The organism is uncultured Subdoligranulum sp., assembly GCF_937890665.1.
Map to the genome: position 1 here is coordinate 14,462 of NZ_CALADU010000025.1, position 26,545 is coordinate 41,006.

Annotated in this window: 23 protein-coding genes and 2 pseudogenes; 20 read left to right on the forward strand and 5 right to left on the reverse strand. The window is 53.3% G+C overall.

Going from position 1 to position 26,545, the window contains the following annotated elements:
* Positions 1-31 precede the first annotated feature (31 nt).
* Positions 32-1,039, reverse strand: a complete 1,008-nt coding sequence (gene tsaD, locus Q0526_RS01445) for a tRNA (adenosine(37)-N6)-threonylcarbamoyltransferase complex transferase subunit TsaD (RefSeq protein WP_298730145.1) — start codon at positions 1,037-1,039, stop codon at positions 32-34.
* Between the two features lie 16 nt (positions 1,040-1,055).
* The gene (gene polA, locus Q0526_RS01450; RefSeq protein WP_298730147.1) at positions 1,056-3,566 is read right to left on the reverse strand and encodes a DNA polymerase I; all 2,511 of its coding nucleotides are present in this window, start codon (positions 3,564-3,566) and stop codon (positions 1,056-1,058) included.
* A gap of 99 nt (positions 3,567-3,665) precedes the next feature.
* Between polA and dusB the strand changes: the two genes are divergently transcribed.
* Entirely contained in the window at positions 3,666-4,643 is a 978-nt protein-coding gene (gene dusB, locus Q0526_RS01455; RefSeq protein WP_298730149.1) for a tRNA dihydrouridine synthase DusB, read from the forward strand.
* Positions 4,644-4,691: 48 nt separating this feature from the next.
* Here the strand turns inward: dusB and yfbR are convergent, their stop codons facing one another.
* The gene (gene yfbR, locus Q0526_RS01460) at positions 4,692-5,294 is read right to left on the reverse strand and encodes a 5'-deoxynucleotidase (protein ID WP_298730151.1); all 603 of its coding nucleotides are present in this window, start codon (positions 5,292-5,294) and stop codon (positions 4,692-4,694) included.
* Between the two features lie 94 nt (positions 5,295-5,388).
* Between yfbR and Q0526_RS01465 the strand changes: the two genes are divergently transcribed.
* The 5 genes from Q0526_RS01465 to rpsI all read left to right on the forward strand — a co-directional run bounded on the left by Q0526_RS01465 (position 5,389) and on the right by rpsI (position 11,726).
* Positions 5,389-7,752, forward strand: a complete 2,364-nt coding sequence (locus Q0526_RS01465; protein WP_298730154.1) for a YfhO family protein — start codon at positions 5,389-5,391, stop codon at positions 7,750-7,752.
* A complete protein-coding gene (locus Q0526_RS01470; protein WP_298730156.1) occupies positions 7,736-9,895 on the forward strand; it encodes a Tex family protein in 2,160 nt (719 codons plus the stop codon). The genes Q0526_RS01465 and Q0526_RS01470 overlap by 17 nt, the downstream gene beginning before the upstream one ends.
* Before the next feature lie 435 nt (positions 9,896-10,330).
* Positions 10,331-10,552, forward strand: coding sequence for a hypothetical protein (locus Q0526_RS01475; RefSeq protein ID WP_298730158.1), 222 nt, complete (start codon positions 10,331-10,333; stop codon positions 10,550-10,552).
* Positions 10,553-10,877: 325 nt separating this feature from the next.
* On the forward strand, positions 10,878-11,309 hold the full coding sequence (rplM, locus tag Q0526_RS01480; RefSeq protein ID WP_298730160.1) for a 50S ribosomal protein L13: 432 nt from the start codon (positions 10,878-10,880) through the stop codon (positions 11,307-11,309).
* An 18-nt stretch (positions 11,310-11,327) separates the two neighbouring features.
* Positions 11,328-11,726 carry a 30S ribosomal protein S9 gene (gene rpsI, locus Q0526_RS01485; RefSeq protein WP_298730162.1) on the forward strand — a complete coding sequence of 133 codons (399 nt, stop codon included), beginning with the start codon at positions 11,328-11,330 and terminating at the stop codon, positions 11,724-11,726.
* A 240-nt stretch (positions 11,727-11,966) separates the two neighbouring features.
* On the opposite strand, the gene Q0526_RS01490 is transcribed toward rpsI, so the two are convergent.
* The gene (locus tag Q0526_RS01490) at positions 11,967-13,028 is read right to left on the reverse strand and encodes a tyrosine-type recombinase/integrase (RefSeq protein ID WP_298730164.1); all 1,062 of its coding nucleotides are present in this window, start codon (positions 13,026-13,028) and stop codon (positions 11,967-11,969) included.
* Positions 13,029-13,093: 65 nt separating this feature from the next.
* Positions 13,094-13,696 (reverse strand): helix-turn-helix transcriptional regulator, encoded by a 603-nt coding sequence (locus Q0526_RS01495; protein WP_298730166.1) that lies wholly within the window; start codon positions 13,694-13,696, stop codon positions 13,094-13,096.
* Between the two features lie 163 nt (positions 13,697-13,859).
* Between Q0526_RS01495 and Q0526_RS01500 the strand changes: the two genes are divergently transcribed.
* From Q0526_RS01500 to Q0526_RS18730, 14 genes and pseudogenes are all read left to right on the forward strand, one after another.
* Complete coding sequence (locus Q0526_RS01500; RefSeq protein ID WP_298730169.1) at positions 13,860-14,102, forward strand: hypothetical protein; 243 nt, start codon at positions 13,860-13,862, stop codon at positions 14,100-14,102.
* 140 nt (positions 14,103-14,242) lie between these two features.
* Positions 14,243-15,208, forward strand: a complete 966-nt coding sequence (locus tag Q0526_RS01505; protein ID WP_298730171.1) for an AAA family ATPase — start codon at positions 14,243-14,245, stop codon at positions 15,206-15,208.
* A 214-nt stretch (positions 15,209-15,422) separates the two neighbouring features.
* Entirely contained in the window at positions 15,423-16,577 is a 1,155-nt protein-coding gene (locus Q0526_RS01510) for a plasmid recombination protein (protein ID WP_298730188.1), read from the forward strand.
* 97 nt (positions 16,578-16,674) lie between these two features.
* A pseudogene (locus Q0526_RS01515) lies at positions 16,675-17,691 on the forward strand (CHAP domain-containing protein); the annotation flags it as partial.
* A gap of 250 nt (positions 17,692-17,941) precedes the next feature.
* Positions 17,942-18,166, forward strand: coding sequence for a helix-turn-helix transcriptional regulator (locus Q0526_RS01520; RefSeq protein WP_087171829.1), 225 nt, complete (start codon positions 17,942-17,944; stop codon positions 18,164-18,166).
* Between the two features lie 3 nt (positions 18,167-18,169).
* Positions 18,170-18,733 carry a TetR/AcrR family transcriptional regulator gene (locus Q0526_RS01525; RefSeq protein WP_298730175.1) on the forward strand — a complete coding sequence of 188 codons (564 nt, stop codon included), beginning with the start codon at positions 18,170-18,172 and terminating at the stop codon, positions 18,731-18,733.
* A 144-nt stretch (positions 18,734-18,877) separates the two neighbouring features.
* Positions 18,878-19,807, forward strand: a complete 930-nt coding sequence (locus tag Q0526_RS01530; protein ID WP_289608452.1) for an alpha/beta hydrolase — start codon at positions 18,878-18,880, stop codon at positions 19,805-19,807.
* Positions 19,808-19,998: 191 nt separating this feature from the next.
* Complete coding sequence (locus tag Q0526_RS01535) at positions 19,999-21,777, forward strand: oleate hydratase (protein WP_087171832.1); 1,779 nt, start codon at positions 19,999-20,001, stop codon at positions 21,775-21,777.
* Between the two features lie 57 nt (positions 21,778-21,834).
* Complete coding sequence (locus Q0526_RS01540) at positions 21,835-23,205, forward strand: radical SAM protein (RefSeq protein ID WP_298730177.1); 1,371 nt, start codon at positions 21,835-21,837, stop codon at positions 23,203-23,205.
* The gene (metK, locus tag Q0526_RS01545; protein ID WP_298730178.1) at positions 23,202-24,350 is read left to right on the forward strand and encodes a methionine adenosyltransferase; all 1,149 of its coding nucleotides are present in this window, start codon (positions 23,202-23,204) and stop codon (positions 24,348-24,350) included. Before Q0526_RS01540 ends, metK begins: the two co-directional genes overlap by 4 nt.
* A 119-nt stretch (positions 24,351-24,469) precedes the next feature.
* Positions 24,470-25,144 carry a GTP pyrophosphokinase family protein gene (locus Q0526_RS01550; protein ID WP_298730180.1) on the forward strand — a complete coding sequence of 225 codons (675 nt, stop codon included), beginning with the start codon at positions 24,470-24,472 and terminating at the stop codon, positions 25,142-25,144.
* Positions 25,145-25,314: 170 nt separating this feature from the next.
* Positions 25,315-25,923 carry a DUF308 domain-containing protein gene (locus tag Q0526_RS01555; protein WP_242957537.1) on the forward strand — a complete coding sequence of 203 codons (609 nt, stop codon included), beginning with the start codon at positions 25,315-25,317 and terminating at the stop codon, positions 25,921-25,923.
* Between the two features lie 6 nt (positions 25,924-25,929).
* Positions 25,930-26,238, forward strand: a pseudogene (locus tag Q0526_RS01560) (hypothetical protein); the annotation flags it as partial.
* A gap of 58 nt (positions 26,239-26,296) precedes the next feature.
* Positions 26,297-26,470: an IS3 family transposase gene (locus tag Q0526_RS18730; RefSeq protein ID WP_366522012.1), complete on the forward strand. Its 174-nt coding sequence runs from the start codon at positions 26,297-26,299 to the stop codon at positions 26,468-26,470.
* The last annotated feature ends 75 nt before the right edge of the window (positions 26,471-26,545 follow it).

Below are 26,545 nucleotides of genomic sequence, written 5' to 3' on the forward strand. Positions count from 1 at the left end.
CCTTTTGGGAAGCCGCCTCCTAGTTTGCTTTTTACCGATAATCAATGGGCAGGGTGGGCAGCCCGTTGAGGGTCCAGCCCGCCACATTGCCGTCCTGATACTCGTAGTAGCCTTGCGCCGCAATCATAGCGCCGTTGTCGCCGCAGTATTTCAACTCGGGCAGATAGATCTTGGCACCCAGCTTTTGGGCGCCGTCGTTGACCAGTTGGCGCAGCCGTCCATTGGCCGCCACGCCGCCCGCCAGACAGATGGTCTGGGCGCCGGTGTCCGCCGCTGCCGAAAGGAGCTTTTTGGCCAAAATCTGGTCGATTCGCTCCTGAAAGCTGGCGGCCATATCCGCAACGTTGATGGGTTCGCCTTTTTGTTCGGCGTTGTGTACCTCGTTGATGACGGCGGTTTTCAAACCGCTGAAACTGACGTTGTATTTTCCTTCTACGTGGGGCACCGGCAACTTGTAGGCATGGGGGTCACCGCCCTTGGCTGCAGCGGCCACGCTGGGGCCACCGGGATAGGACAATCCCAAGGTCCGGGCTACTTTGTCGTAGGCTTCCCCGGCGGCGTCGTCCACCGTGCGGCCCAGCACCTTATAGCGGCACCAGTCCTCCACCAGCACGATATGGCTGTGGCCGCCGCTGGCCACCAGACACAGGAAGGGGGGATGCAGGGCCGGGTGGGTCAGGTAGTTGGCCGCGATGTGGCCCCGCAGATGGTGGACCGGTACCAGCGGTTTGCCCGCCGCGTAAGCCAACCCTTTGGCAAAGTTGACCCCCACCAGCACCGCGCCGATGAGCCCCGGCGCAAAGGTGACGGCCACCGCGCCCACGTCGGCCATGGTCATTCCGGCGTCGGCCAAAGCCTTATCTACCACCGCGCTGATGGACTCCGCATGGCGGCGGCTGGCGATTTCGGGCACCACGCCGCCATACAGGGCCTGTTCCTTGACGCTGGTGGCGATTACGTTGGAGATTACCTTGCGCCCATCTTCCACGATAGCGGCGGCGGTTTCGTCGCAGGTGGATTCAATTCCTAACACATACATGGTTGTTTCGATCCTCTCAATGGGCTTCCAGCCAAGTCTTGCCGGTGCCCACATCGGTGGTCAGCGGCACGCTGTACTGGACGACCTGTTCCATTTCCTCGCGCAGAACGCGTTTGACTTCCTCTACTTCGCTTTCCGGTGCTTCCACGATCAGTTCGTCGTGGACCTGCAAAAGCAGCTTGGCCTGCAGTTTTTCCGCCCGCAGACGCTGCCATACATGGACCATGGCCAGCTTGATGATGTCCGCTGCGGTGCCCTGAATGGGGGTGTTGCGGGCCATCCGCTCGCCGCTGGCCCGGACCTGAAAGTTGGAGCTGGCCAGTTCCGGCAAAGCGCGGCGGCGTCCGAAGAGGGTCTCCACATAGCCCTTCTCTTTGGCGTGGGCGATGCAGTCCTGCATATAGCCGTCCACTTTGGGGAAGGTGGCCAGATAAGTTTTCAGGAAGGCGTCCGCCTCCTTCACCGACACATCCAGATCCTTGCTTAAGGAAAAGGCACCCTTGCCGTACATGATGCCGAAGTTGATGGCCTTGCTGGCGGAGCGCAGTTGGGGTGTGACTTCACTTTCCGGAATGTGGTAGATCTTGGCGGCGGTGGAGCGGTGAATGTCCGCTCCGTGCAAAAACGCCTGCTGCATGGCCTCGTCCCCGGTGATGTGGGCGAGAATCCGCAGTTCGATCTGGGAATAGTCGGCATCCACCAGAAGGTTGCCCGTCCCCGCCACAAAGAAACCCCGCAGGCGGCTGCCCAGCTCGGTGCGGATGGGAATGTTTTGTAAGTTGGGCTCAGTGGAGGAGATCCGTCCGGTGCGGGCCTCGGTCTGGATGAAGGTGGAATGCACCCGGCCATCGGCAGCTTGGGCGGTGAGCAGCCCTTCCACATAGGTGGAAAGCAGCTTGGCGTAGGTGCGGTACTTCAAAATTTGGTCGATCACCGGGCTGTAAGGCCGCAGGCTTTCCAGCGTAGCGGCGTCGGTGGAATAACCCCGGGAGGTCTTTTTCCGGGGCGGCAGGCCCAGCTTGTCGAAGAGAGCTTCCCCTAACTGTTTGGGGCTGTTCACATTGAACTCGTAGCCTACTTCGTCGTAGATGCTCTGCAGAATGCCGTCCAGTTCGCCTCGCAGGCTGTCCCCGAAGGCGCGGATGCCGTCGGCGTCCACCGCAAAGCCGCTGCGTTCCATATCGGCCAGCACCCGGGCCAGCGGCAGTTCCATCTCATCGTGGAGTTTGCGCTGGCCGCTCTCGTCCAGTGCAGCCGCCAGCTTGTCCAACAGCGGGGCCAACGCCCCGGCGTCGGGGGCTGCCTCGCAGGCAAAAGCAGCGGGCACGTCGTACTCACCGGCCAGATTCTTCACAGCGTAACCGCTGGCCGACGGGTTCAAGAGATAGGCCGCCAATTTGCCGTCAAAACGGATGGCCTTGCCAATGCCGCCCCGCTCCAATGCCAGATGGTAGAGCGGCTTGGCGTCAAAGACCCAGAGTTCCGCGTCGCTGTCTAGCAGCCCGGCCAGTCGGTCGGCGTCAGGCAAAAAGACCTGCCCATCCTGCACAGCGTACCAGTTTCCGTCGGCGTTTTGGGCCAGATAGAGCCGTCCTTCCACCACCAGCGGCAGGGGAGATGGATCTACCGTCGACAGCGGAGCGGTTTCCGTCGCTGCTGGGGCACTGCCTCCTGTCAACTGCCAGCGGTCGATGAGTTTGTGCATCTCCAGACTGGCCAGCAGATGGGCCGCGGCCGCGCCGTCGCCGGGGCGGCGGGTATAGGCGGCGGGGTCGGTGTCGATGGGGGCGTCCTTGCGGATGGTGCCCAGCATATAGGAAAGCTCGGCCTTGTCCCGGTTGGCGCCCAGTTTGGTGCGCTGTCCGGGCTTGATAGCCGGGTCTTCCAGATGTTCATAGATGGCGTCCAGACTGCCGAATTTCTGTACCAGCGCCAGCGCGGTTTTTTCGCCGATGCCCGGCACACCGGGGATGTTGTCCGACGAATCGCCCATCAGGCTCTTCACATCGATGAGTTGGGCGGGGTCTACGCCGTATTTTTCCCGGATGGCCGCAGGGTCCATCGTGAGGGTCTCTTTATTGGTGGCCAGCAAAACGGTGGTGGCGTCATCCACCAACTGCAGGCTGTCCCGGTCGCCGGTGGCCAGCAGGGTGGTGCCGCCTTGGGCTTCGCAGGCAGCGGCCAGCGTGCCCAGAATATCGTCGGCTTCCCACCCGGCCTTGCTCACCTGCACGAACCCCAAATCGTCCAGCAGCTCTTTCAAAACCGGCATCTGCTGGGCCAGTTCTTCCGGCATGCCGTGGCGGGTGGCCTTGTAGCCGTCATAGGCCTGATGGCGGAAGGTGGGGGCCCGCTCGTCCCACGCGATAGCCACCGCGTCGGGCTGATGGGCGCTGAGCAGGTTCAAAAGAATGTTCTGGAACCCGAAAATCGCATTGGTGTAGCGGCCGTCTTTCGTAGTCAGCAGTTTGATGCCGAAAAAGGCCCGGTTGACCAGACTGTTGCCGTCCAGTACCATCAATTTCATAGAAAAGCTCCTTTGGCGCAATTTGCATATAGAATAAGTATACCACAAACGGCGCAAATGTGGTAGAATGGAATGCGAAATCCAAAAACGAGGTATCCCATGCAACTCAAACATTTACAGATACCGGTGGGGGCGGTCTTTGCGCCCATGGCCGGTTTGACCGATGCCGCCTGCCGCCGGATGATGGCGGACCACGGCGCAGCCTGGACCGTCAGCGAGATGGCCAGTGCCAAGGCACTGGATTTCGGGGACCGCAAGTCCTTTGCCCTGCTCAAGGACCCCGACCCCCATGGCATCTATGCCATCCAGCTCTTCGGTGCCGAGCCGGAAACGTTGGCTAAGGCTATTTTATTGGTGCGGGAAAAGGGCATTCGGTTTGATATACTGGACATCAATATGGGGTGTCCGGCGCCCAAAATCACCTCCAGCGGGGCAGGCAGCCACCTTTTGCTGGACCCGCCGCTCTGCGGGTCCATGGTAGCCGCTGCCCGCAAGGCCTTGGGGGATGACACGCCCCTGACCGTCAAGATGCGCATCGGCTGGGATGCCGACCATCTCACCGGTGTGGAGGTAGCCAAACAATGTGAGGCCAACGGCGCCGACCTGTTGGCGGTACATGGCCGCACCCGGGAACAGATGTATATTCCCCCCATCGACGCCGACGCCATTGCCGCCGTCAAGCAGGCGGTGACCATCCCGGTGCTGGCCAACGGAGATGTGACCACCGCCGAGGGGGCGCTGGACTTGTTGGCCAAGACCGGCTGTGACGGCGGGATGATCGGTCGGGGTGCGCTGGGGGACCCGTGGCTCTTTGACCGGGTCCGGGCGGCGCTGCTGGGCGAGGAACCGCCCGCCGAGCCCACCCTGAACCAGCGGATGGACGCCCTGCGCCGCCAAATCTATGAGATGTGCGAGGAAAAAGGGGAATGGCTGGCCATGCCCCAAGCCCGCAGTCAAGCCATGCACTATATGAAAGGCCTGCGGGGGGCGGCTTCCCTGCGGCGGTACTGTTCCATGCTGGAACATTTTACCGATGTGGACAAACTCATTGATGCGGTCTACCGCCTGCAGGACTGACCGGCGTAATCAGCGCCTGCCCCGGCAGGACGAAAGCGGGAACCGGTTTTAGAACCGGCCCCGGGTCAGCTCGTCCAGATTCTGAGCGTAGCAGGGCAGCATATGCTGGATGAAATACTCCGCTTCGGGGCAGTCCAGTGCATGCAGGGCGTTGAGCTGCTGTTCCCGGGCGGCCTCAAATTCCCGGTTGCCGCCCTGACTTTCCTCAATGCACTTGATGATGGCCGAAAGCCGGTCTGCAGCTTTCAGCAGCTTGCGCTCTGCTTCGTTGAGTACCGTCCCGGTCAGGTAGGCTTCGGTCTCGGCCCGCAGTTCTTCGGGCTGCAGACTGGCCATCACCCGGGCGCTCTCCCGCTCCACGGCCTTGTAGGCGGTGCGCAGCTCCTCGTTTTTATACTTGACGGGGGTAGGCATGTCGCCGGTCAAGATCTCCGGCGCGTCGTGGTAGAGCGCCGCCGTGGCTACCACTTCGGGGCGCAGCCCGGCCCCGGTGCCGGTGCAGTGCTTGGCGATTAGACAGAGGGTGTGGGCCAGCAGCGCCGTGTCAGCGGTGTGCTCGCTCAGGCTTTCGGGGCGGCCGTTGCGCATCAGGCTCCACCGGGTGATGTACTTCATGCGCCCCAGCAGGGCGCTCAGCGGATAGGTTTTCATCTTCACGTGTCCTTTCCTGTGTGGTATACTTCAGTATAGCACGATTTTACCATAAACACAGTACGTTTAACGGGATGATTCCGGGGTTTTGGCTATGCAGCTTACACTTCCAACCGAAAAACCACGCTACGGGCGGGCATTCTGGCTCTGTTTCTTGTTGGCGGCGGCTTTGTTTTTGCCCCACTGCATCGCAGACGCGGTGGCAGGCGGCGGCTATTTTCACTATGCCGGCGACTTTAACGACCAGCAGATCAACTTTTACCAGTACGCCAACGCTTTTGTCAAACAGGGCGGTACCTTCAGCTGGGCTACCGATCTGGGCAGCGGGTTTGTAAACTCCTACTCTTTTTACTTGCTGGGCAGCCCGTTTTTCTGGCTGAGCCTGTTGGTGCCTTCTCGGTGGATGCCGTGGATGATGGTGCCGCTGCTCTGCCTGAAGATGGCGCTGGCTGGGGGCGGTGCCTATCTGTGGGCTCGCCGTTGGGTCCGGTCGGAGGACGGCAGTCTGCTGGCTGGGGTCCTGTATGCCTTCTCCGGCTTTACGGTGTACAACATCTTCTTCAATCACTTTTTAGACGTGGTAGCGCTATTTCCTTATATGCTGGCTTCGCTGGATGATGCGGTGCTGGACGGCAAGCGGGGCGCTTTCCCGTTCTGGGTGGCGCTGAATCTGGTCAACAACTATTTCTTCTTCGCCGGACAAGCTGTCTTTTTGATTCTCTATTTCCTCTGCATGCTGGCGGGCCGGGCCTATAAGGTGGGGCCCCGCAGTTTTGCCGCCTTGGCAGGGGAAACCTTGCTGGGCTGCGCCATGGGTTGTGTGCTGCTCATCCCGGCAGGCCTATCTTTGGTGCAAAATCCACGCACCATCGACCCCTTCGATGGGTACGGCTATCTTGTCTACGGCAACTCCCAGCAATACGGGGCGATTTTGTACAGCGCTTTTTTGATGCCGGATGCCCCCTATTTCAAAGACATGTTCCATGAAGGCATTCTCAAGCATACCAGTATGACGGCCTACCTGCCGTTGGTGGGCGTTGCGGGCGGAATCGCTTTCTGCCGGGGACGGCGCAGCCATCCCTTTACCTATATTCTCAAAGTCTGTATCCTTTGCGCTTTTGTGCCGGTGCTGAACAGCGCTTTCTATGCCCTTAACTCCAGCTATTATGCCCGGTGGTACTATATGCCGGTGCTGGTGCTCTGTGGGGCCACCGCTTATGTGCTGTTCCGTCCCCATCTGGCCGAGCAGCAGCTACCTCGGGCGTGGCGGTTGGTGGCGTTGGTCACCCTCAGCGCCGTCGCCTTTGCGCTGGTGCCTGCCACCGACGAGGACGGGAACTTCCAACTGGGTGTGGTGGATCTGCAGCCCCGGTTCTGGGGAATTTTTGCAGTCAGCATGTTGGGCGTGCTGTTGTTCTGGTTTTTGTGGCGATGGGGCCATACCCGCCGCAGTTGGGCCAAGATTTTGTTGGTCAGTGTACTGTCTTTCAGCTTTTTGTACGGGACGGTACACCTCTCGCTGACCAAATACCCCCAGTGGGAGACGGACGGCGACCTGATTGCCGAAACCTACGATTCGGTGGACGAGATCGACGCGGCACTGCCCGACGATACCTTCTACCGGTTGGACGCCTACGGGGCTCACAACAATCTGGGGTTGTGGTTTGACCGCAGTTGTCTGCAATTCTTCAATTCTACTGTGGCGCCCAGCATTATGGAATTTTACCCCGAAATGGGCGTCACCCGGGATGTAAACTCCAAACCTGACGTACAGAACGAAGGATTGCGGGGGCTGCTCAGTGTACGCTACACACTGGTGGCCAAGGACAGTAACGAAGACTGGACCGGCGAAGCGCTTACCGGTTGGACACAGTGCGGCGAAACTTCCGCCTACTACCTGTATAAGAACGACAACTGGGTGCCCATGGGCTTTACCTACGACTATTATGTGACGCAGGAACAGTTGGAAACGGTACCGGAGGAAGAGCGTGCCCGGATTCTCATGCGGGCATTGCTGCTGGACGAGGACCAAATCGAAACCTACGCAGGTTTGCTGACACCGCTGCCCCAGTTCCAGTTGGATGACCGCAGCACCGAGCGCTATGTGGCGGATTGCAGTGACCGGCGCGCCACGGCGGCGGTGGATTTTACGGCCACCCGTACCGGCTTTGTGGCCCATACAGCCTATGACCAGCAAGAGTTGGTCTTTTTCAGTGTGCCCTACGACGACGGCTTTACCGCTACCGTCAATGGGGTGCCGGCCAAGATCGAAAAGGTAGATAACGGTCTGATGGCCATTCTGGTCCCGGCGGGGGAAGCCGAGATCCAATGTACCTACCACACACCGGGACTGGCACTTTCCGCCAAGATCAGCTTGGCGGGGGTGGCAGTCTATGCAGTGTATCTGCTGCTTTTATATAGGAAAAGAAAGAGGAACTTGAATGCCAAACCATGCTGAACAACTGGCCGCCGAACTGAATCTGAGCGTCAAGAACGTGCAGGGGGCCATTGATTTGATCGATCAGGGCAACACCATTCCGTTCATTGCCCGCTACCGCAAAGAGGCCACCGGCTCGATGGATGATCAGGTGCTGCGCAATCTGGGGGACCGTCTGGAATATCTGCGGGGACTGGATAAACGCAAGGAGGAGGTCACCGCCTCCATTACCGAGCAAGGAGCCATGACGCCGGAACTGACCGCTGCGTTGGAAAAAGCCAAGACACTGGCTGAGGTGGAGGACCTTTACCGGCCCTACAAGCCCAAGCGCAAGACCCGGGCCAGCATCGCCAAGGCGCGGGGATTGCAGCCGCTGGCCGATGCGATCTTCCGGCAGGAGGCTTCCTTTGATCCGCAGGCAGCGGCGCAGGCGTACCTCAATGACGAAGTACCCGATGAGGAAGCGGCGTTGGCCGGGGCACAGGACATTTTGGCGGAAAAAATCTCTGACGATGCGGCCTGCCGTGCCGAACTGCGCCGCTATTACCGGGCGTTTGGACGGATCGCCAGCACCAAGGCAAAGGATGAGGACAGCGTCTATGCCCAGTACTATGACTACGCCGAGCCGCTGGCCAAGATCCCCGGTCACCGGGTTCTGGCGTTGGACCGCGGCGAGCGGGAAGGTTACCTCAAGGTCAGCATTCAGGTGGACAGCGAACGGGCTGGTGCCATTGCGGCCTGGATGTTCGCCCGCAAAAAGACCGGAGGCGCCAGCGCGAAATTGGTGGAGGCCGCAGCGTTGGACGCTTACAGCCGGTTGATTCACCCCAGTTTGGAAAATGAGCTGCGGGGGGAACTGTCCGATGCTGCTGCCGAGGGCGCGATTCGGGTCTTTGGCGATAACCTGCGCCAGTTGCTGCTCCAGCCGCCCATCCGGGGCAAGACGGTGATGGGCTTGGACCCCGGCTACCGTATGGGCTGTAAAGTGGCGGTGGTGGACCCCACCGGTAAGGTACTGGACACCAATGTGGTCTATCCTGTGCCGGAATTTAAGCGGGTGGATCAAGCCAAGCGGATTATCAAAGAGATGGTCCGCAAGAACGGCGTGGAAGTCATGGCTATCGGCAACGGTACTGCCGGTCATGAAACCGAAGAGTTTGCCGCGTCCGTTATCCGGGAATTGGCCGAGGAAGAGGGCCGGCACCTGCAATATATGGTTGTCAGTGAGGCGGGTGCCTCGGTGTATTCGGCCAGCAAACTGGCGGCAGAGGAATTCCCGCAGTTTGATGTGAACCTGCGCAGTGCGGTGTCCATTGCCCGCCGTTTGCAGGACCCGCTGGCCGAACTGGTCAAGATCGATCCCAAAGCGGTGGGCGTGGGGCAGTACCAGCACGATATGCCCCAAAAGCGTCTGAACGAAACGCTGGATGGCGTGGTGGAGGACTGCGTCAACAGTGTGGGCGTGGACCTAAACACTGCCAGCGCCCCGCTGCTTCGCCGTGTGGCAGGCGTTACCGCCACTACGGCCAAAAATATTGTGGCTTGGCGAGAGGAAGGGGGGGCCTTCACATCCCGCGCCCAACTCAAAAAAGTGAAGGGACTGGGTCCCAAGGCCTACGAGCAGTGCGCCGGCTTCCTGCGGCTGCCCGAAGCGAAGAACCGTCTGGATGCCACCGCTGTCCACCCCGAAAGCTATACCGCCGCCAAAGCCCTGTTGGAAGCCTGCGGTTATACCACTGCGGAGATTGGTACTGATAAACTGGCGGCCCTGCCCGCTGCCGTAAAGGCGAAAGGGGAAAAAGCTCTTTGCGATACCTTGGGCATCGGTGCCCCCACCCTGCGCGACATTGTCTCGGAACTGTGCAAGCCGGGCCGGGATGTGCGGGATAGTTTGCCCAAACCGCTGCTGCGTAGCAACGTGATGAGTCTGGAGGATCTGAAACCCGGCATGGAGTTGACCGGCACGGTGCGTAACGTCATCGACTTTGGTGCCTTTGTGGATCTGGGGGTCCATCAGGATGGTTTGGTCCATATTTCTCAAATCAGCGACCGTTTTATCAAGCATCCCCGAGAGGTGCTCAAGGTGGGGGATATCGTCAAAGTGAAAGTACTGTCTGTGGATATTGCCAAAAAACGTATCGCATTAACCATGAAGGGGCTGTAAAGGGGTAAACAGCCCCAAAAAGAAGGATAAAATATGTGATTTTGTTGCAAATGAGAGCTAAAAAACACTCAATTTTGCATCAAAAAGATTTTGAAAATCAAGCGAAAACAAGAAAAACGAGTTAAAAACATAAAAATAGGCCTCTAAAAACATAAAAACTATGAACGGACGGCGAAAATGGGTCAAAAAACTGAGCAAAGTCACCAAATCCAAAAAATGAAGATTTGGCCCTTTTGTGCAGGAAATGGAAAAAATGGCTTTTGTGCATGATACACAAACCGGACGGGAATAATTGTGCTATAATGCCCAATGCAGGGAGGGAAAACCGAACAAGATGGTTCGGCCGCCCTGTGGCGAACCGCACAGTGTGCATGAGGGATGCCGCTGTTTTGGAAGAGACGGTTCGTTGAGGGAAAATGTCTGGAGGTCATTATTATGGTGAAACAAGTCAAGGTTTCCAACTTCACGGAGGTTAAGGGAATCGTGTCTGCTGCCGCCAAATGTTACAACGCGGTCGGCGTGCACGATATGAAGGGCAGCATTGCCGATGCCAAGAGCATCTTGGGCATGATGAGCCTGGACTATAGCCATCCTGTGAAAATTGTCTGCGAGGATGAGCACGACCTGAGCCGTGTGATCAGCGCCATTAAACAGTAAACACAAAACGGAAACCAAACCCGAGGCCCGGCCCGTCGTACAGCGTTGTCTGTGCGGCGGGCCGGGCTTTTTGCAAGGACAGGTACGGTTTATGAAAAGCAAAAATAGGAAATTAGAAAACGAGAGAATACAAGAGAAAACAAGAAAATTTGAGAGCTACACGGGAATATATTAAAATCTTTTCCCAAAATCGTTGACTTGCGGGGGACTTTCTGCTATAATCACACTTGCGCGAAAAAGCGCCCCGAGGCAGCAAGCCTGCGCGGCGCTGTACAATACCGTTTATACGAACGGACGTGTTACTATTTCAATGGAGGTCCCTACTATGAGCACGACTCTCGCTAAGCCCGCTGAAATGGCTGACCGCAAGTGGTATGTGATCGACGCTGCCGGCAAACCGCTGGGCCGCGTTGCCGCTAAGGCCGCTGTTATCCTGCGTGGCAAGAACAAGGCCACTTTCACCCCCAATGTTGACTGTGGCGATCATGTCATCATCATCAACTGCGACGAAGCTGTTCTGACCGGCAAGAAGCTGGAGAAGAAGTTCCATCGCACCCACTCCGGCTGGATCGGCGGTCTGAAGGAAACCCAGTACAAGACCCTGATGGCGGAAGCCAGCGACAAGGCCATGACCTATGCCGTCAAGGGCATGGTTCCCAGCAACACTTTGGGCACCAAGGCTATGACCCGCCTGCACTGCTACAAGACTGCTGAGCATGCGCATGCTGCCCAGAAGCCCGAAGCCGTTGAGATTTGAGTAAGGAGGCAATAGAAGATGTACGAGACGAAACCTTATTTCTACGGCACCGGCCGTCGTAAGCATTCCGTTGCCCGCGTGCGTGTCTACAATGGCACCGGCAAGATGATCATCAACGGCCGCGACATCAATGATTACTTTGGTCTGGAAACCCTGAAGCTGTTGGTCAACAGCCCGCTGGTTCTCACCGAAACCGAAGGCAAGTTTGACGTTGTCGTCAACGTGGTTGGCGGCGGCTGCTCTGGTCAGGCTGGCGCCATCCGCCATGGCCTGTCCCGCGCCCTGCTGCAGTTCAACCCCGAGCTGCGCCCCGTGCTGAAGAAGGCTGGCTTCCTGACCCGCGATCCTCGTATGAAGGAACGTAAGAAGTACGGCCTCAAGGCTGCCCGTCGCGCGCCTCAGTTCAGCAAGCGCTGATTGTCCGCATTATTTGCAAACTTTTCAGTACGCTTCACGACTTTTTTGCACGATTGTGTGCAGAAAATCGGATGCGCCTGACGTGGTGGAATGCAGCAAATCGCCTTTGGAACCTGCTGAAAAAGCAGCAGGTAAGAAGCGAGTATGCAGCAGACCATTCCAAAGCAAATTGCCTATCGCAGGAGACGTTTTCCGCAAGGAGAACGTCTCCTGCTTTTTTATTTGCAAAAAAGAAAGACCTTATGGCTTGCAAATCATGTTGATACCGTCAATAAGGGTCTGGATATCCAGATGAGTGTACACACGCTCGGTCAGGCTCATGGCACCGGAATGACCGGCAATCTTCTTCTGGATGGTGGGGTTCACACCGGCATCAGCCATCATGGAAATACAGGTGTGTCGGGTGTCGTGAGGCTTGTGTTTCATCCCGTATTCTTCCATCAAAGGGTCCCAGTAGGTGTCGCAGTAATTGAAGTAGTCCAGGTGTTTGCCGTCAGTGGTGCAAAGCAGATACTCGCAAGGCGAGCGCTCCATCCATCCTTTGTAAAAGGGCAGCATCTTGTCTGCAATGGGCACCTTCCGGATACCGTTTTCGGTTTTGCTTTCCACCACATCAAAATACTGTTTTTCCAGATGGACGTTCTCCTTCTTCAGATCCAGAAACTCCGAAATGCGGCAGGCATTGTAATTGAGCATGAGCAAAATCTGACAATAGGGATTGGCTTTGTGCGCCCACAGGGTTGCCAGCTCTTCTTTTGTGAAGATATTGCGGTCACGTCGGTTGGGATTCTTGTCCCGGTAACCTGCCAGATCGACAAATTGGGAATAGTCCTTATTGCAGATGTCGTTCTTCATGGCATAGGCATACATCTGGTTGAACAGACCCTTTAGCTTTTTCAGCGTAGGATAGTTCTTGCCGCAGGTTTCAATGACAAGCTGCAAGTCACACAGTTTGATCTCACGGAAGGCTTTATCGTACAAAAATCCGCAGACTTTGTAAGAAGCCTCATACCCCTTTACATTGGAATGTGAGATAGTGGGATACTTGGATTTGGACCAGCGCTCGTACACTTCGGCGAAGGTGACCTTGGCGGTATCCACGTCATAAGGATTCTGATTGTATTCAGCCAGCATTTTCAGACCTTCAGCTCTGGTTTCAGCATAGCCGATGATGATGAAATCCTGAATCTGTCTGCCTTTTTCTTTATCCAAATGCCAGCCGATGGTTTTGCGTACCATATAGGGTTTTCTGCGTTTTCCGGACATTTTGACTACGCTGCCGTAGCCATTGGGTAATTTCATGTTTTTATCAAACTCCCTTTCGCTCAGGCAGATTTTATGATAAAGAGGAAAACCTCTTATCAACGTCACTTCAGATTCTCCAGCTGCTCCTTGGTCATGGCCTTCAGCTCGGCAAGGCTATATTTGCTGAGATCGGCAGAGTAAAGGGGCTTGTCTGTCAAGGGCGTTCCGGCATATTGGGCCGTATTCTCCTGCATCCAGCTTTTCATTTGTTTGGGATTGTGCCAGTACTCTTCGGACCATGTGCGTGCGGAGGAGAAGTTCTCCAGAAGGTAGCAAAGCGTTCCATTCAGACTGGCATCGGGATTGTCAGCACGAAAAATCAGGGAAGCGGTGAAATTCCCATCGTCGTTGTGCTCGTGCTTGATATCCACATCAAAATGAAGCTCTTTCTTTTTATTGAGTTCATAGAGTACTGCGATGACGTCGGACAGAGAGTTCAGTTGCATTTGGGGTTCTTCAAACCCCAACAGGTAGGAAGGGGTTACCCCCAAAAAGTTTGCAATGCTGCATACGGTGTCAAAGAATATCCGGCTTTCACCACTTTCGTAGCTCTGTACGGTACGCAGGCTTTTCCCCAAAAACTTCGCAAGTTGAGTCTGTGTAATATTTTTTTCTGTACGGACTTCTTTGATGCGCTGTCCAATTTGTTCGTTTGTAAGATTCATGGCTTCTCACCTCGTCTTAATACTATCATAGGAATGCGAAGAAATCAAGCATCTTAGGCAAATTATATGAAAAATAAATTCATATACAAGATTGACATACGAAGTAAAACTGCGTATAATGAAATTGCTGAAAAGCAATCACAAGCAGAAGGAGGTGGAAAGCATGGGAGAAAGTCAGAACTACGGAAAGATGCCGCCGTTTACGGGGAGAAATGTACCGGTAACGGAAATTGCAAGGGCAATGCACAAGGACGCGCAGTATGTACGAGTGGGCTTGCAACAGGGAATTTTCAAGTTCGGTTACGCAGTCAAGCGGGAAGGTTCCAACGAGTATAACTACTACTGTCCTGACCGCAAGGTATGGGAGGAAATCGGCTATTTTAACTCGGAAAGTCATGTTGGGTAACAAAAAAGAGCGCTTACCCGTGCAGGGGTAAACGCTCCGATGAAAGACAGTACCAACAGCGGCTGCTGTGTGTAACTATCAGGTACCACTGATATTTTACCACAGCAGCCGCCATTTTTGAAGAAAAAATGGGAGGCTTTATGGAAAATGAGAGTACTGTAAAATTGATTTCCCTGGATACAATTCCCGTACAAGAAGTGGAGTGGCTGGTATATCCATTCATTCCCTGCGGAAAGATCACCATCATTCAGGGAGATCCCGGCGAAGGAAAAACCACCTTTATTCTGCAGCTGATTGCGCGCCTGACCACCGGCAGACCCGCATGGGACGGAATGCCGCCCATGGTACCCGGCAATGTGATCTACCAGACGGCGGAGGACGGTCTGTCGGATACTATTAAGCCGCGTCTCGTCGCCGCCGGTGCCGCCTGTGACAAGGTGCTGGTGATCGATGACGGCGATAGGGCGCTGACGCTGGAGGATGACCGGCTGGAACAGGCCATTGTGCAGACCCATGCACGGTTGGCTGTGCTTGATCCGATTCAAGGCTACATCGGGGCCAGGGTGGATATGCACCGCGCCAACGAGATCAGACCACTGATGCACAGGGTCGGTGTCTTGGCTGAAAAGCATCACTGTGCCATCGTCCTGATCGGACACATGAACAAGAACAGCGGGGAAAAATCCAGTTATCGGGGGCTCGGCTCCATCGACTTTCAGGCAGCTTCCAGAAGTGTTCTGGTGGTAGGCCGTATCAAGGATGACCCGACGCTGCGGGTTGTCTGCCCCACCAAAAGTTCCCTGGCTCCGGAAGGAAAGGCGATAGCCTTTCGCCTCGACCCGGAGCAGGGCTTTCAATGGGCAGGTGAATATGACATCAGCGCAGAAGATTTGCTTTCAGGCAACAGCCGCGGGCATAAACTGCGGGAAGCACAGCACTTCCTGCAGGAAGTGCTGGCGGAAGGGGCTCTGCTGCAAACTGAAATAGAGGCAGCTGCGGAGCAAAAAGGCATCAAGCCCAAAACGCTGCGCAATGCCCGGTACGAGTTGGGTGTCACTTCCCGCAAGGTGGGAAAACGATGGTTGTGGGAATTGCCACAAAAATAATGCAAGGAGGCAAGATGACCCTATCTATAAGAACAGGGCATCTTGCCTCCTTGAAAACAGGAGATTGCTTTTTCAGCTAGGTAGCCCCGCAGGGCGCAAAGGCGCTTTTGATGCGAAGTGTCAAAAGTGCTTTTGCGTTACTCTTGGCAAGAGTAACAGAACCCGCCGGCTTACGCCGGAGAAAGGAGAGATTTTGAAAAGGACAATCAGCGCCATGGTTGGGAAAGGCTCCCTCAATCATAACAGCCGTGCGTTTTACGCCCCCAATGTAGACCCGTCCCGCAGCCATCTGAATGTGGAATACTGCAAGGAAGATATCCGAACGGTGTACCATGAACTGTTTGACGCAGCACAGCGGCGTTACAATGCAAAGCAGACACGCAATGACCGCTGTATAGCGGACTATTATGAAAAAATCGCTTCCTCCAGGCAGGAAAAGCCCTTCCACGAGATCGTGCTGCAAATCGGAAACAAGGATGATACCGGCATCGGTTCGGAAACGGCGGACCTTGCCCGGCAATGTCTGGAAGCGTATGTCCATGGCTTTCAAGCACGAAACCACACACTGCGTATGTTTTCTGCTCATTTGCACATGGATGAAGCGACGCCTCATGTCCATATTGATTTTGTGCCCTATATCACCGGCAGCAAACGGGGAATGGATACCCGTGTATCCCTCAAACAGGCGCTGGCGCAGATGGGCTTTGTGGGCGGAACGCGCAGCGCCACAGAGTGGAATCTGTGGGTGCAGCGGGAAAAGCAGGTGCTGGCGGATATCATGCAGGAGCATGGTATCGAATGGGAGCAACTCGGCACCCACGAAGAACACCTGTCTGTATTGGAGTACAAAAAGCAGGAGCGCAGCAAGGAGGTCAAGGAACTGGATTCAGCCATTGCGCAGAAACGTACCGAAGTGGAAAAGATAGAGGACACCTTGCAGGCGGTCCAGAAACAAGTGGTGGACCTTGATAAGATCGAGGCCGTCAGTGCGAAAAAGGCGCTTTTGAGTGACCGGGTAACGCTGCCGCGCAGTGACTTTGAAAACCTGCTCCATGCAGCCAAACAGTATGTGGTGTACCGCCGTCAGGATGAACAGCTGCAGAAACTGCGGGATGCCGCCCAGAAAAAAATCCGGCAGCTGGAAAGTGTGCTGAACAGTCTGAAAAAGAAAGTGAATGATCTGACCAACAGACTGGGAGAGCAGACTGCTCGGTACCGTCAGGCACTCATGGAGGAAAGAGCACGGCGAATGCAGGTGGAAAAAGAAAACGCACGCCTCAAACGGGAAAAAGCAGGTATGGTATCACTTCTGCGAAAACATAAAATCGAATGGAAGGAAAACTTGTTTACTGAACGAAATGAGAGGTAGAAATATATAGACATAAGCTGGTTGGGAAAATTCCTGACCAGCTTTTTATTGTTGAACTGAAACGGGTGGAATAATCAAAAGATGTATGATATTAGCTGTCATCGTCATTATCTGCCTGATCGGGCTGATCGTTGGTTCCTGCTTTGGTATTTTCTTTTCCGGTGAGGACACCGGCACCGGGCAGACCATGCAGACAGTGGTACGGGAGATCAACGAGGATTACGAAAACCAACTTGACACCATTAAGGCCAATATCTCCTATGATGTACTGGAAATGTCCGGCTCCCGTGCCGTCTGACCAGAGGTGCTTTCTGTTTATGCGGTCAAAACCACCACTGACCCGGACAATGCCATGGACGTGGCAACGGTGGACGATGCCAGGAAAGCCATTCTAAAGGACATCTTCTGGCAGATGAATGAAATCTCCTCCCGGACGGAAACCAGCACGGAAACAGTAATTGAAGAATCGGACGACGGCAACGGCAATATCGTGGAAACCACAACCACCGTTACCCGAACCACACTGTATATCACGGTCAGCCATAAAACCGCTGAGGAAATGGCTGACTATTTTGGTTTCAATGCTGACCAGCGGGCGCAGCTTGCAGAGCTGTTGGCAGAGGAAAACAATTCCCTGTGGGCGGCGGTGCTGTATGGAATCGGCGTCAGCGATGACACGATTGTGGCTGTGGCATTGTCACAGGTGGGCAACATCGGCGGACAGCCTTATTGGTCATGGTACGGTTTTGAGGGCCGTGTGGAATGGTGTGCCTGCTTTGTGAGCTGGTGCGCCAACGAGTGCGGCTATATTGACACCGGTGTTATTCCCAAATTCGCAGGCTGTGTAAATGGCGTCCAGTGGTTCAAGGATCGTGGCCAATGGGCCGACAACAGTATAGAACCGACACCGGGTATGATTATCTTCTTTGATTGGGATTCCCCGAATGGTTCTTCCGGTCCCCAGGACGGACAGTCCGACCATGTGGGTATCGTGGAAAAATGCAAAAACGGCATTGTCTATACCATCGAGGGAAATTCCGGTGATAGCTGCCGTCAGAGGCAGTATTCTGTGGGCTATTATGAAATCCTTGGTTATGGTATTCCCGCCTATTAAACAAGATGCCGTCCTTCCGGGCGGCATCTTACTACATACGAATTTCCTTCGTATTTGTTCCTTTCTACTTTGCAAACATCCATATAAATTCTATCTGAAGATTGTCTCCAAAAAACTTTTGCGTGATGACTTGTAATCGGCGGACTTTTTATTAACTATATAAAAATAGCGATTTCGTGTAAATTCTATTGCGTATTAGAAGAAAAAATGATATAATATATATTATGACACAACACTGTGGGGTGGAAAAATGGATAATGCAACGCTTAGCCTTTCTTATAACAGCCTTTGGAAACTGTTGATTGACCGTAAATTGAAGAAAAAAGATTTACAGAATATGGCACATCTCAGTTCGTCCGTGATTGCTAAAATGGGAAAAGATCAGCCGGTCCATCTGGATACGATTGTAAAAATATGTGTTGCCCTTCAATGTGATATTTCAGATGTCGTTACACTGTGTAATAAGGAGGCGTAACGCATGGCCAGTTTTACTAAAAAAGCCATTCGGGATTCATTTGTGAAACTATTGAACGAGAAGCCTTTGAGCCAAATTACCATTCGGGATATTGTAGATGACTGCGGCGTGAACCGCAATACCTTTTATTACTATTACCAGGACCTGCCGCAATTGGTGGAAAGCGTTGTAGATGAGGATGCGGAGCGGATTATCCGGGGGCATCCTACCATCGATTCCCTGGACGATTGTATCAATGCAGCACTGGAATTTGCTCTGGCCAATCGGAAAGCAGTGCTTCATATCTATCATTCCGTCAACCGAGACATTTATGAGCAATACCAATGGCGGGTCTGTACTTATGTGGCCAGGACGTATGTAGACGGCGTTCTAGGCAACCGAAAAATGACATCTGAGGATTATACCACCGTTGTAGATTATCTGAAATGTGTCAGCTTCGGTATGATCATGGGCTGGCTGGAAACCGGTATGAACCCGAATGCTATGGCCCGGTTTCGGCGGATTTTAGAATTAAAGTGCGGTGATTTGGAGCATCTCATTGACCGTTGTGAGAAAATGCGGTCATAGTCTTTAGGCAAGCCTACCCCCTGTGTCTGAATTTCAGACACAGGGGATATTTTGTCTGTGGAAAGTTTTTGAAAATGATTGATAATATGGTAACAAAATCCGAGTGGATGTTTTTCTTCGCTCTTATAACGAAAAGGAGGCAACATGAGAATCGAAAAAATACTTTCTGAGTTTGACGGACTGGGGCTGGAAATCGCAGTGATTGTGCCAGAGGGGAATCCCAAAGGCGTTATTCAGTTTTCCCATGGTATGGCTGAACACAAGGAGAGATACTACGACTTCATGAATTATCTTTCCGATCATGGATATGTGTGTGTTATTCATGACCATCGTGGACATGGTGGAAGTGTGGAAAAGGCAGAGGATTATGGCTTTTTCTATACCGAGAATGAACAGGCAATCATTGAGGATCTGCATACCGTTACAAAGTATATTAAACATATCTATTCTGGCCTTCCTGTATTTCTGTTTAGTCACAGCATGGGTACGCTTGTTGCCCGGGGTTATCTGAAAAGATATGATTCGGAAATTGACAAAGTTGTTCTGTGCGGTCCGCCGACCTATAATGCGGCAGCGGGGCTTGGTCTGCTTCTGGCCAGACTTTCAAAACCCTTCATTAAGGAAAAGGCTCCGAATAAAATGTTGAATGCTATGGCCTTTTCGCAGTTTAATGCCGGAAATTCGATTCCGAATGGCTGGCTCTCAGAAAACCAAGCCAATGTTGCACAATACAACCAAGATCCGAAATGTGGATTTATCTTTACCACAAATGGGTTTGTCAACCTTTTGAGGCTGCAAAAAGCGGCTTTTGAGAAAAGAAACTGGCATGTAAGCAACCCACATTTGCCAATTCTTGTCATTGCCGGTGAGGAAGACCCGGTTATTCGATCAAGAAAGCGATTTGAACAGCTAATCGCTTTTTTATCGGAGCTGGGCTATACAAATATCAGCAGCAAACTGTATGAACATATGCGTCATGAGATACTCAACGAAGAGAAAAAGCTGGATGTATATAAAGATATTTTGCTTTTTTATGATGAATTCCAGCATACAACTTCATATTCCCAGGTATAAGCAGGACTTCGGTCCTGCTTTTTTTGCGATACGAGTCAAAAAACCAGGCAAACCTACCCCCTGTGTCTGAATTTCAGGCATAGGGGGTATCTCTGTCCATAGGAAAGGAAGAATCTTCCCGATATAATGAGGGCGTAAACAAAAAAACACCTCTCAAATAAAGGATGCCAATATAACAAGGAGGAAAAATTATGTATTATTCCAGCGGTAATTACGAAGCCTTTGCCCGTCCCAGAAAGCCCGAGGGCGTGGACAACAAATCCGCCCACATCATCGGCACCGGCCTTGCGGCTCTGACTGCCGCCTGCTATCTGGTTCGTGACGGACAGCTGCAGGGTCAGAACATCCACATCTATGAGAAAGACCCCATTCCCGGCGGTGCATGCGATGGCTGGCAGTACCCCGATGTAGGCTATGTCATGCGGGGCGGACGGGAGATGGATAACCATTTCGAGGTCATGTGGGATTTGTTCCGCTCCATTCCGTCCATCGAGACAGAAGGGGTCAGTGTTCTGGACGAATACTACTGGCTGAATAAGAAAGACCCCAACTACTCCCTCTGCCGGGCAACCGTCAACCAGGGTCAGGATGCCCACACCGACGGCAAGTTCGGTCTGTCCGACAAGGCTGCAATGGAGATCATGAAGCTGTTCTTCACCCCCGATGAAGACCTGTACGATAAGCGCATCACGGATTTCTTCGATGATGAGGTGCTGAACTCCAATTTCTGGCTCTACTGGCGCACCATGTTTGCCTTTGAGAACTGGCACAGCGCTTTGGAAATGAAGCTGTATCTCAAGCGCTATATCCACCATGTGGGCGGTCTGCCGGACTTCAAGGCTCTGCGGTTCACCCGTTATAACCAGTACGAATCTATGATTCTGCCCATGGTCAAGTATCTGGAAGGCTTCGGTGTCCAGTTCCACTATAACACCAAGGTGGTCAATGTGGAGTTCGACATCCAGCCCGGTAAAAAGCAGGCAAAGCGTATTGAGCTGCTGTCTGAGGGCAAACATCAGTTTGTTGACCTGACGGAAAACGATCTGGTGTTCATTACCAACGGTGGCTGCGTGGAGAACGCCACCATGGGTTCCCAGAACACCGTGGCACCCTTCAACCCCGAAATCAAGCCCGGCGGCGGCTGGGATATGTGGCGCAGAATTGCTGCACAGGATCCTTCCTTCGGTCATCCCGACAAGTTCTGCCATGATCCTGAGCAGTCCAACTGGATGAGCGCCACCGTCACCACACTGGATCAGAAGATCATTCCCTATATCAAGAATATCTGCAAGCGTGACCCCTTTACCGGCGGCGTGGTTACCGGCGGCATCGTGACCGTGAAGGATTCCGGCTGGCTCCTGAGCTGGACCATCAACCGTCAGCCCCAGTTCCGGAATCAGCCCAAGGATCAGTGCCTGGTGTGGGTTTACGGTCTGTTCTCCGACAAACCCGGCGACTTCGTGAAGAAGCCCATGCGGGAGTGCACCGGTAAGGAAATCTGTATGGAGTGGCTGTACCACATCGGCGTGCCGGTGGGGGAGATCGAGGAGCTGGCCGAGCACAGCGCCAACACTGTGCCGGTGATGATGCCCTATATTACCGCTTTCTTCATGCCCCGTGCCGCCGGTGACCGTCCTGATGTGGTGCCCGAGGGTGCTGTGAACTTTGCGTTTCTGGGTCAGTTTGCCGAAACCAAGCGGGATACCATCTTCACCACCGAGTATTCCATGCGTACCGGCATGGAGGCTGTCTACACCCTGCTGGACATCGACCGTGGTGTGCCCGAGGTCTGGGGCAGCGTCTACGATATCCGTGATCTGCTGAACGCCACCATCCAGCTTCGGGACGGCAAGCCCCTGACGGAAATGAACCTGGGTTTCAAGGAGAAAATGGTGGTCAAGAAGCTGCTGGAGAATATCCGCGGAACAGATATCGAAAAGCTGCTGAAAGAATATCATGTAATTGAGTGATAGAAGCTTCACTGGGGGGAGGCGTTGCCTCCCCCCCTTATATATGGAGAGATAAAGATGTCATTTACAAATCAACTGAAAAAAGCAACTCTGCGTACTGCTTTTGGCTACTTGGAGAAAAATCCGGAAGAAAATGCTCTGAAACTGATGTCCTGGGTGGATAAGCTGGCTGGCGATGGCCCAGACAGTTTCCCAGTCCAGCGCGCGGCAGTTCGTCAAGTGCTGGAAGACCCGCAGAACAACATGTATCAGCTCGTTATGAACATCCTGAAGGAGACGGATTCGGAGGTTCTAAAGGCCACCTTTGAAAATTTCTTCCTCAACGCGAATATCATCGGTTGGCCAAAGCAGGAGGAATACCGGAAGAAATATAACTGCAATATTCCTTGGGCCATTCTGCTTGACCCTACCTCTGCCTGCAACCTGCACTGCACCGGCTGCTGGGCCGCGGAATACGGCAACAAGCTGAACCTGACCTTTGACGAGATCGATTCCATTATCACCCAGGGCAAGGAAATGGGCGTATATATGTACATATATACCGGCGGTGAGCCTCTGGTTCGCAAAAAGGACCTGATCACCCTGTGTGAAAAGCACAGCGACTGCCAGTTCCTTTCCTTCACCAACGCCACATTGATCGACGAAGCTTTTGCAAACGAGATGCTCCGGGTGAAGAATTTTATCCCTGCCATCAGCGTGGAGGGCTTTGAGTCTGCCACCGATGGCCGCCGGGGCAACGGTACCTACCAGAAAGTGATTCAGGCAATGGCAATCCTGAAGGAGAAGCATCTGCCCTTCGGCCTGTCCTGCTGCTACACCAGCCAGAATCTGGATTCTATCAGCTCCTATGAATTTATTGATCAGATGATTCAGTGGGGTGCTCGGTTTGTCTGGTACTTCCACTACATGCCCGTGGGCAATGACGCAGTGCCGGAACTGCTGCCCAATCCTGAGCAGCGGGAATTCATGTATCACAGGATCCGGGAGATCCGGGCTACCAAGCCGATCTTCGCCATGGACTTCCAGAACGATGGCGAGTATGTAGGCGGCTGCATTGCCGGTGGACGGCGGTATCTGCATATCAACGCCAACGGTGACTGTGATCCCTGCGTGTTTATCCACTATTCCAACGCCAACATCCGGGACATGAGCCTGCTGGATGTACTGCGCAGCCCCATTTTCATGGCCTATCACGATGGGCAGCCCTTTAACGATAACCATCTGCGTCCCTGCCCCATGCTGGAGAATCCGGAAAAGCTGCGGGAAATTGTGAAAGCTACCGGCGCTCATTCCACAGACCTGCAATCCCCGGAAACGGTGGATCACCTGTGCGATAAATGCGAGGCTTACGCAAAGAACTGGACCCCCACCGCCACCGAGTTGTGGAGCTGCAGCTGTGCGAAGAAAAAGGGAGAAGCGGCAAAATGACAACCTTCTTTACCTCTGAAAGCGTCACAGCGGGACACCCGGATAAGGTATGTGACCAGATCGCCGATGCCATTTTGGATGCCCTTTTGGAAAACGATCCCCATTCCCATGTAGCCTGCGAAGTAACTGCCATTCCCAACGGGATCCACATTTTCGGCGAGATCACCTCGGCTGCCCGTGTGGACTATGCCGCTATTGCCCGGCAGGTGGTTCGGGATATCGGGTATGTGAAGCACGGCTATGGCTTTGACGCAGACACCTGCCAAATCACAGTGGATATCCATGAGCAATCCCCCGATATCAACATGGGTGTGGAGAAGACGGATTCTATGGAAAACGGCGCAGGAGATCAGGGCATGATGTTTGGTTACGCATGCAAGGAAACGGAAAACCTGATGCCGCTGCCCATTGAGCTTGCCCATGCGCTGACAAAGCGCCTTGCCTTTGTGCGGCAGGAGGGAATTCTGCCCTATCTGCTGCCAGATGGGAAGGCCCAGGTCACCGTGGAGTACCGGGACGGAATCCCGGCATGGGTGGACACTGTTGTAGTTTCTTCCCAGCATGAGGCGGATGTGTCCATGGAGCAATTGCGGGAGGATATTCTCCGCCATGTCATCCGCCCGGTGATCCCGGAGGGCATGCTGGACAGGAACACAAAATTCTTTATCAATCCTACAGGCCGTTTCTGCATTGGCGGTCCCGCCGGTGACAGCGGCCTGACGGGCAGGAAGCTGATCGTGGACACCTACGGCGGCTATGCCCGGCATGGCGGCGGCGCGTTCTCTGGTAAAGATCCCTCAAAGGTCGACCGAAGTGGTGCGTATATGGCCCGGTACTTGGCGAAGAATGTGGTTGCGGCGGGATTGGCGGATCGGTGTGAGATCCAGATCAGTTACGCTATCGGCGTTGCCCAGCCGGTATCCCTTCTGGTAGACACCTTCGGTATGGGAAAGCTCCCGGCAGACCGGATCCGGGAACTGATTCTTAAAACGGTTGACCTGCGCCCCTCTGCTATCATAGACCGCCTTTCCCTGCGAACACCGTTTTACAGACACACCGCAAGCTATGGTCACTTTGGCTCAAATACTGCGGAATTACCTTGGGAACAGACAAACTTGCCGCAGCTTTGGCAGGATATAATCTGATTTCGTGATAGAAGATCCTAATAGCCGGATTGCCCCAAGGGTTGCATTGGGCAGTCCGGCTATCTGTGTTATGGAGGGGTCAAAGTCCTGTCGGTTTTAAATGAAAAGGGGGACTTATTATGGACTTTGAAAGAATCCTGCAAATGACGACAAGTGAGCGTAATCTGGCGCTCTTACAGGACGAGGCTTTCGTGGATGATGTGACAGAGTTTCTCGCAATCCGTCAGTTGTACAATGCTGCAATTAAGCAAGTAAGGACCAAACTTGAGATTCTTAATGATGGATTCCAAGTAGAGCACTGCCACAATCCTATCCACCATATTGAATGTAGGCTGAAGTCTCCAGGAAGTATGCTCGAAAAGCTCAGACGAAAAGGATACCCCATAGAAATGCAATCCCTTCGTGAGGGTATTCTTGATATTGCTGGAGTTCGGGTCGTGTGCAATTACCTAAATGATGTAAATCTAGTCGCTGACCTGCTCCTTTCTCAAGATGACATTCGTTTGCTTAAGAAAAAGGACTTTATTTCTAATCCAAAGTCAAACGGATACCGGAGTCTCCACCTAATTGTTTCAGTTCCCATTTTCTTGGCGGGGACAACAGAACACATTCCTGTTGAGATCCAAATACGGACAATTGCTATGGACTATTGGGCGAGTTTAGAGCATCACCTAAAAGACAAGACTGAAAACGATGTGTCAGATTCCCTTAAATGTCGTCTGAAACATGATGCAGATTTGCTGTCTGCAATTGATGCCGATCTGCAAGATATTTTTTGTCAAATGAATGCTTAGTCTGCTCTACATTCAGATTGGCAGTATAGACGGAAGAGTTGGCTGATATGTCAGCTCATGTAGTAAATTACGATGCGAAATCACACTTTTTATATATAAAAAGATTGTCTATGAGGTACGTGACCTTCACGCAACCATGAGAATATTGACAAAACAAGGAGGTGTTTTTTGTGCAACTGAACAACCGGATTAAAGCCGCAAAAATTGGCTATATCATGATCTCTATTCTGTTATGTGTATTGGGAATTGTACTGATTGCTGTGCCTGATTTCTCGGTGACGCTGCTATGCAGGCTCGGCGGAGGAATCATGGTTCTATTCGGCTTGGTAAAGATCGTCGGCTATTGTTCCAAAGACTTATACAGGCTGGCATTTCAATTTGATCTGGCCTTTGGCATTCTGCTCGTGGCACTTGGCGTCATTCTGATCATCCGTACAGATGCAATGGTTAATCTTATCTGCATTGTTATGGGCATCTGTGTTCTGGCAGACGCGCTCCTCAAAATACAGATTTCCATTGATTCCAAAGCCTTTGGCATTCAAAAGTGGTGGCTGATTCTCGCTGTAGCAATTCTGACAGGGGCTGCCGGTTTCCTGCTGCTCTTACGCCCATCGGAAAGCGCCCAGGTCGTGATGATCTTGCTGGGGGTGACGCTCATAACCGAAGGTGTGCTAAATCTGATCACCATTCTGACCGCCGTTAAGATCATTCGTCACCAGCTGCCGGAGGTCATCGATGCCGAATATTGCCAGATAGACCCTAACAGAAAGGATATGTAATCATCTATGTGTTTTTCAAAGGCGGTTGTAAAATACCGCATACCGATCTTAATTCTAACCGTTTTGCTGATGATTCCGGCAGTGATTGGCATTGCAAATACCAGAATCAATTATGACATGCTGAATTACTTGCCGGAGGATATGGATACCATCATCGGGCAGAATGAACTCATGGAGGATTTTGGGAAGGGCGCTTTTTCCTTCATTATCGTGGAGGATATGCCGAACAAGGATGTAGCTGCCCTGAAGGCAAAAATTGAGCAGGTCGATCATGTGGATACCGTGATCTGGTATGACACCCTGTTTGACCTTAACTCAAGATTACGGCATTACGCCTTCGATGTCAAGACGTGGGAACCCGTATGACAATGCAATGGCTGAAAATTTCTTTTCCATTCTCAAAACAGAGTGCATTTACCGCCAAAAGGTCAAGACGTTTCAGCAAGCAAATTATTTGATTGACGAGTACATCCATTTCTACAATTATGAGCGGCTCCAGACAAAGACTGGCCTGGCTCCGCTCTCGCTTCGCCAAGCCAGTCTCTAATTCAATCCATTCTACTCTTGCAGGCCTCTTTTTTGTGCTGTCCGCACAATCTGGGGCGGTTCACTTTCAATTTTT

Excerpts from the sequence above, each read along its gene's own strand:
- tsaD (WP_298730145.1), bottom strand. The coding sequence starts at position 1,039 with ATGTATGTGTTAGGAATTGAATCCACCTGCGACGAAACCGCCGCCGCT.
- polA (WP_298730147.1), bottom strand. The coding sequence starts at position 3,566 with ATGAAATTGATGGTACTGGACGGCAACAGTCTGGTCAACCGGGCCTTT.
- dusB (WP_298730149.1), top strand. The coding sequence starts at position 3,666 with ATGCAACTCAAACATTTACAGATACCGGTGGGGGCGGTCTTTGCGCCC.
- yfbR (WP_298730151.1), bottom strand. The coding sequence starts at position 5,294 with ATGAAAACCTATCCGCTGAGCGCCCTGCTGGGGCGCATGAAGTACATC.
- Q0526_RS01465 (WP_298730154.1), top strand. The coding sequence starts at position 5,389 with ATGCAGCTTACACTTCCAACCGAAAAACCACGCTACGGGCGGGCATTC.
- Q0526_RS01470 (WP_298730156.1), top strand. The coding sequence starts at position 7,736 with ATGCCAAACCATGCTGAACAACTGGCCGCCGAACTGAATCTGAGCGTC.
- Q0526_RS01475 (WP_298730158.1), top strand. The coding sequence starts at position 10,331 with ATGGTGAAACAAGTCAAGGTTTCCAACTTCACGGAGGTTAAGGGAATC.
- rplM (WP_298730160.1), top strand. The coding sequence starts at position 10,878 with ATGAGCACGACTCTCGCTAAGCCCGCTGAAATGGCTGACCGCAAGTGG.
- rpsI (WP_298730162.1), top strand. The coding sequence starts at position 11,328 with ATGTACGAGACGAAACCTTATTTCTACGGCACCGGCCGTCGTAAGCAT.
- Q0526_RS01490 (WP_298730164.1), bottom strand. The coding sequence starts at position 13,028 with ATGAAATTACCCAATGGCTACGGCAGCGTAGTCAAAATGTCCGGAAAA.
- Q0526_RS01495 (WP_298730166.1), bottom strand. The coding sequence starts at position 13,696 with ATGAATCTTACAAACGAACAAATTGGACAGCGCATCAAAGAAGTCCGT.
- Q0526_RS01500 (WP_298730169.1), top strand. The coding sequence starts at position 13,860 with ATGGGAGAAAGTCAGAACTACGGAAAGATGCCGCCGTTTACGGGGAGA.
- Q0526_RS01505 (WP_298730171.1), top strand. The coding sequence starts at position 14,243 with ATGGAAAATGAGAGTACTGTAAAATTGATTTCCCTGGATACAATTCCC.
- Q0526_RS01510 (WP_298730188.1), top strand. The coding sequence starts at position 15,423 with ATGGTTGGGAAAGGCTCCCTCAATCATAACAGCCGTGCGTTTTACGCC.
- Q0526_RS01520 (WP_087171829.1), top strand. The coding sequence starts at position 17,942 with ATGGATAATGCAACGCTTAGCCTTTCTTATAACAGCCTTTGGAAACTG.
- Q0526_RS01525 (WP_298730175.1), top strand. The coding sequence starts at position 18,170 with ATGGCCAGTTTTACTAAAAAAGCCATTCGGGATTCATTTGTGAAACTA.
- Q0526_RS01530 (WP_289608452.1), top strand. The coding sequence starts at position 18,878 with ATGAGAATCGAAAAAATACTTTCTGAGTTTGACGGACTGGGGCTGGAA.
- Q0526_RS01535 (WP_087171832.1), top strand. The coding sequence starts at position 19,999 with ATGTATTATTCCAGCGGTAATTACGAAGCCTTTGCCCGTCCCAGAAAG.
- Q0526_RS01540 (WP_298730177.1), top strand. The coding sequence starts at position 21,835 with ATGTCATTTACAAATCAACTGAAAAAAGCAACTCTGCGTACTGCTTTT.
- metK (WP_298730178.1), top strand. The coding sequence starts at position 23,202 with ATGACAACCTTCTTTACCTCTGAAAGCGTCACAGCGGGACACCCGGAT.
- Q0526_RS01550 (WP_298730180.1), top strand. The coding sequence starts at position 24,470 with ATGGACTTTGAAAGAATCCTGCAAATGACGACAAGTGAGCGTAATCTG.
- Q0526_RS18730 (WP_366522012.1), top strand. The coding sequence starts at position 26,297 with ATGGCTGAAAATTTCTTTTCCATTCTCAAAACAGAGTGCATTTACCGC.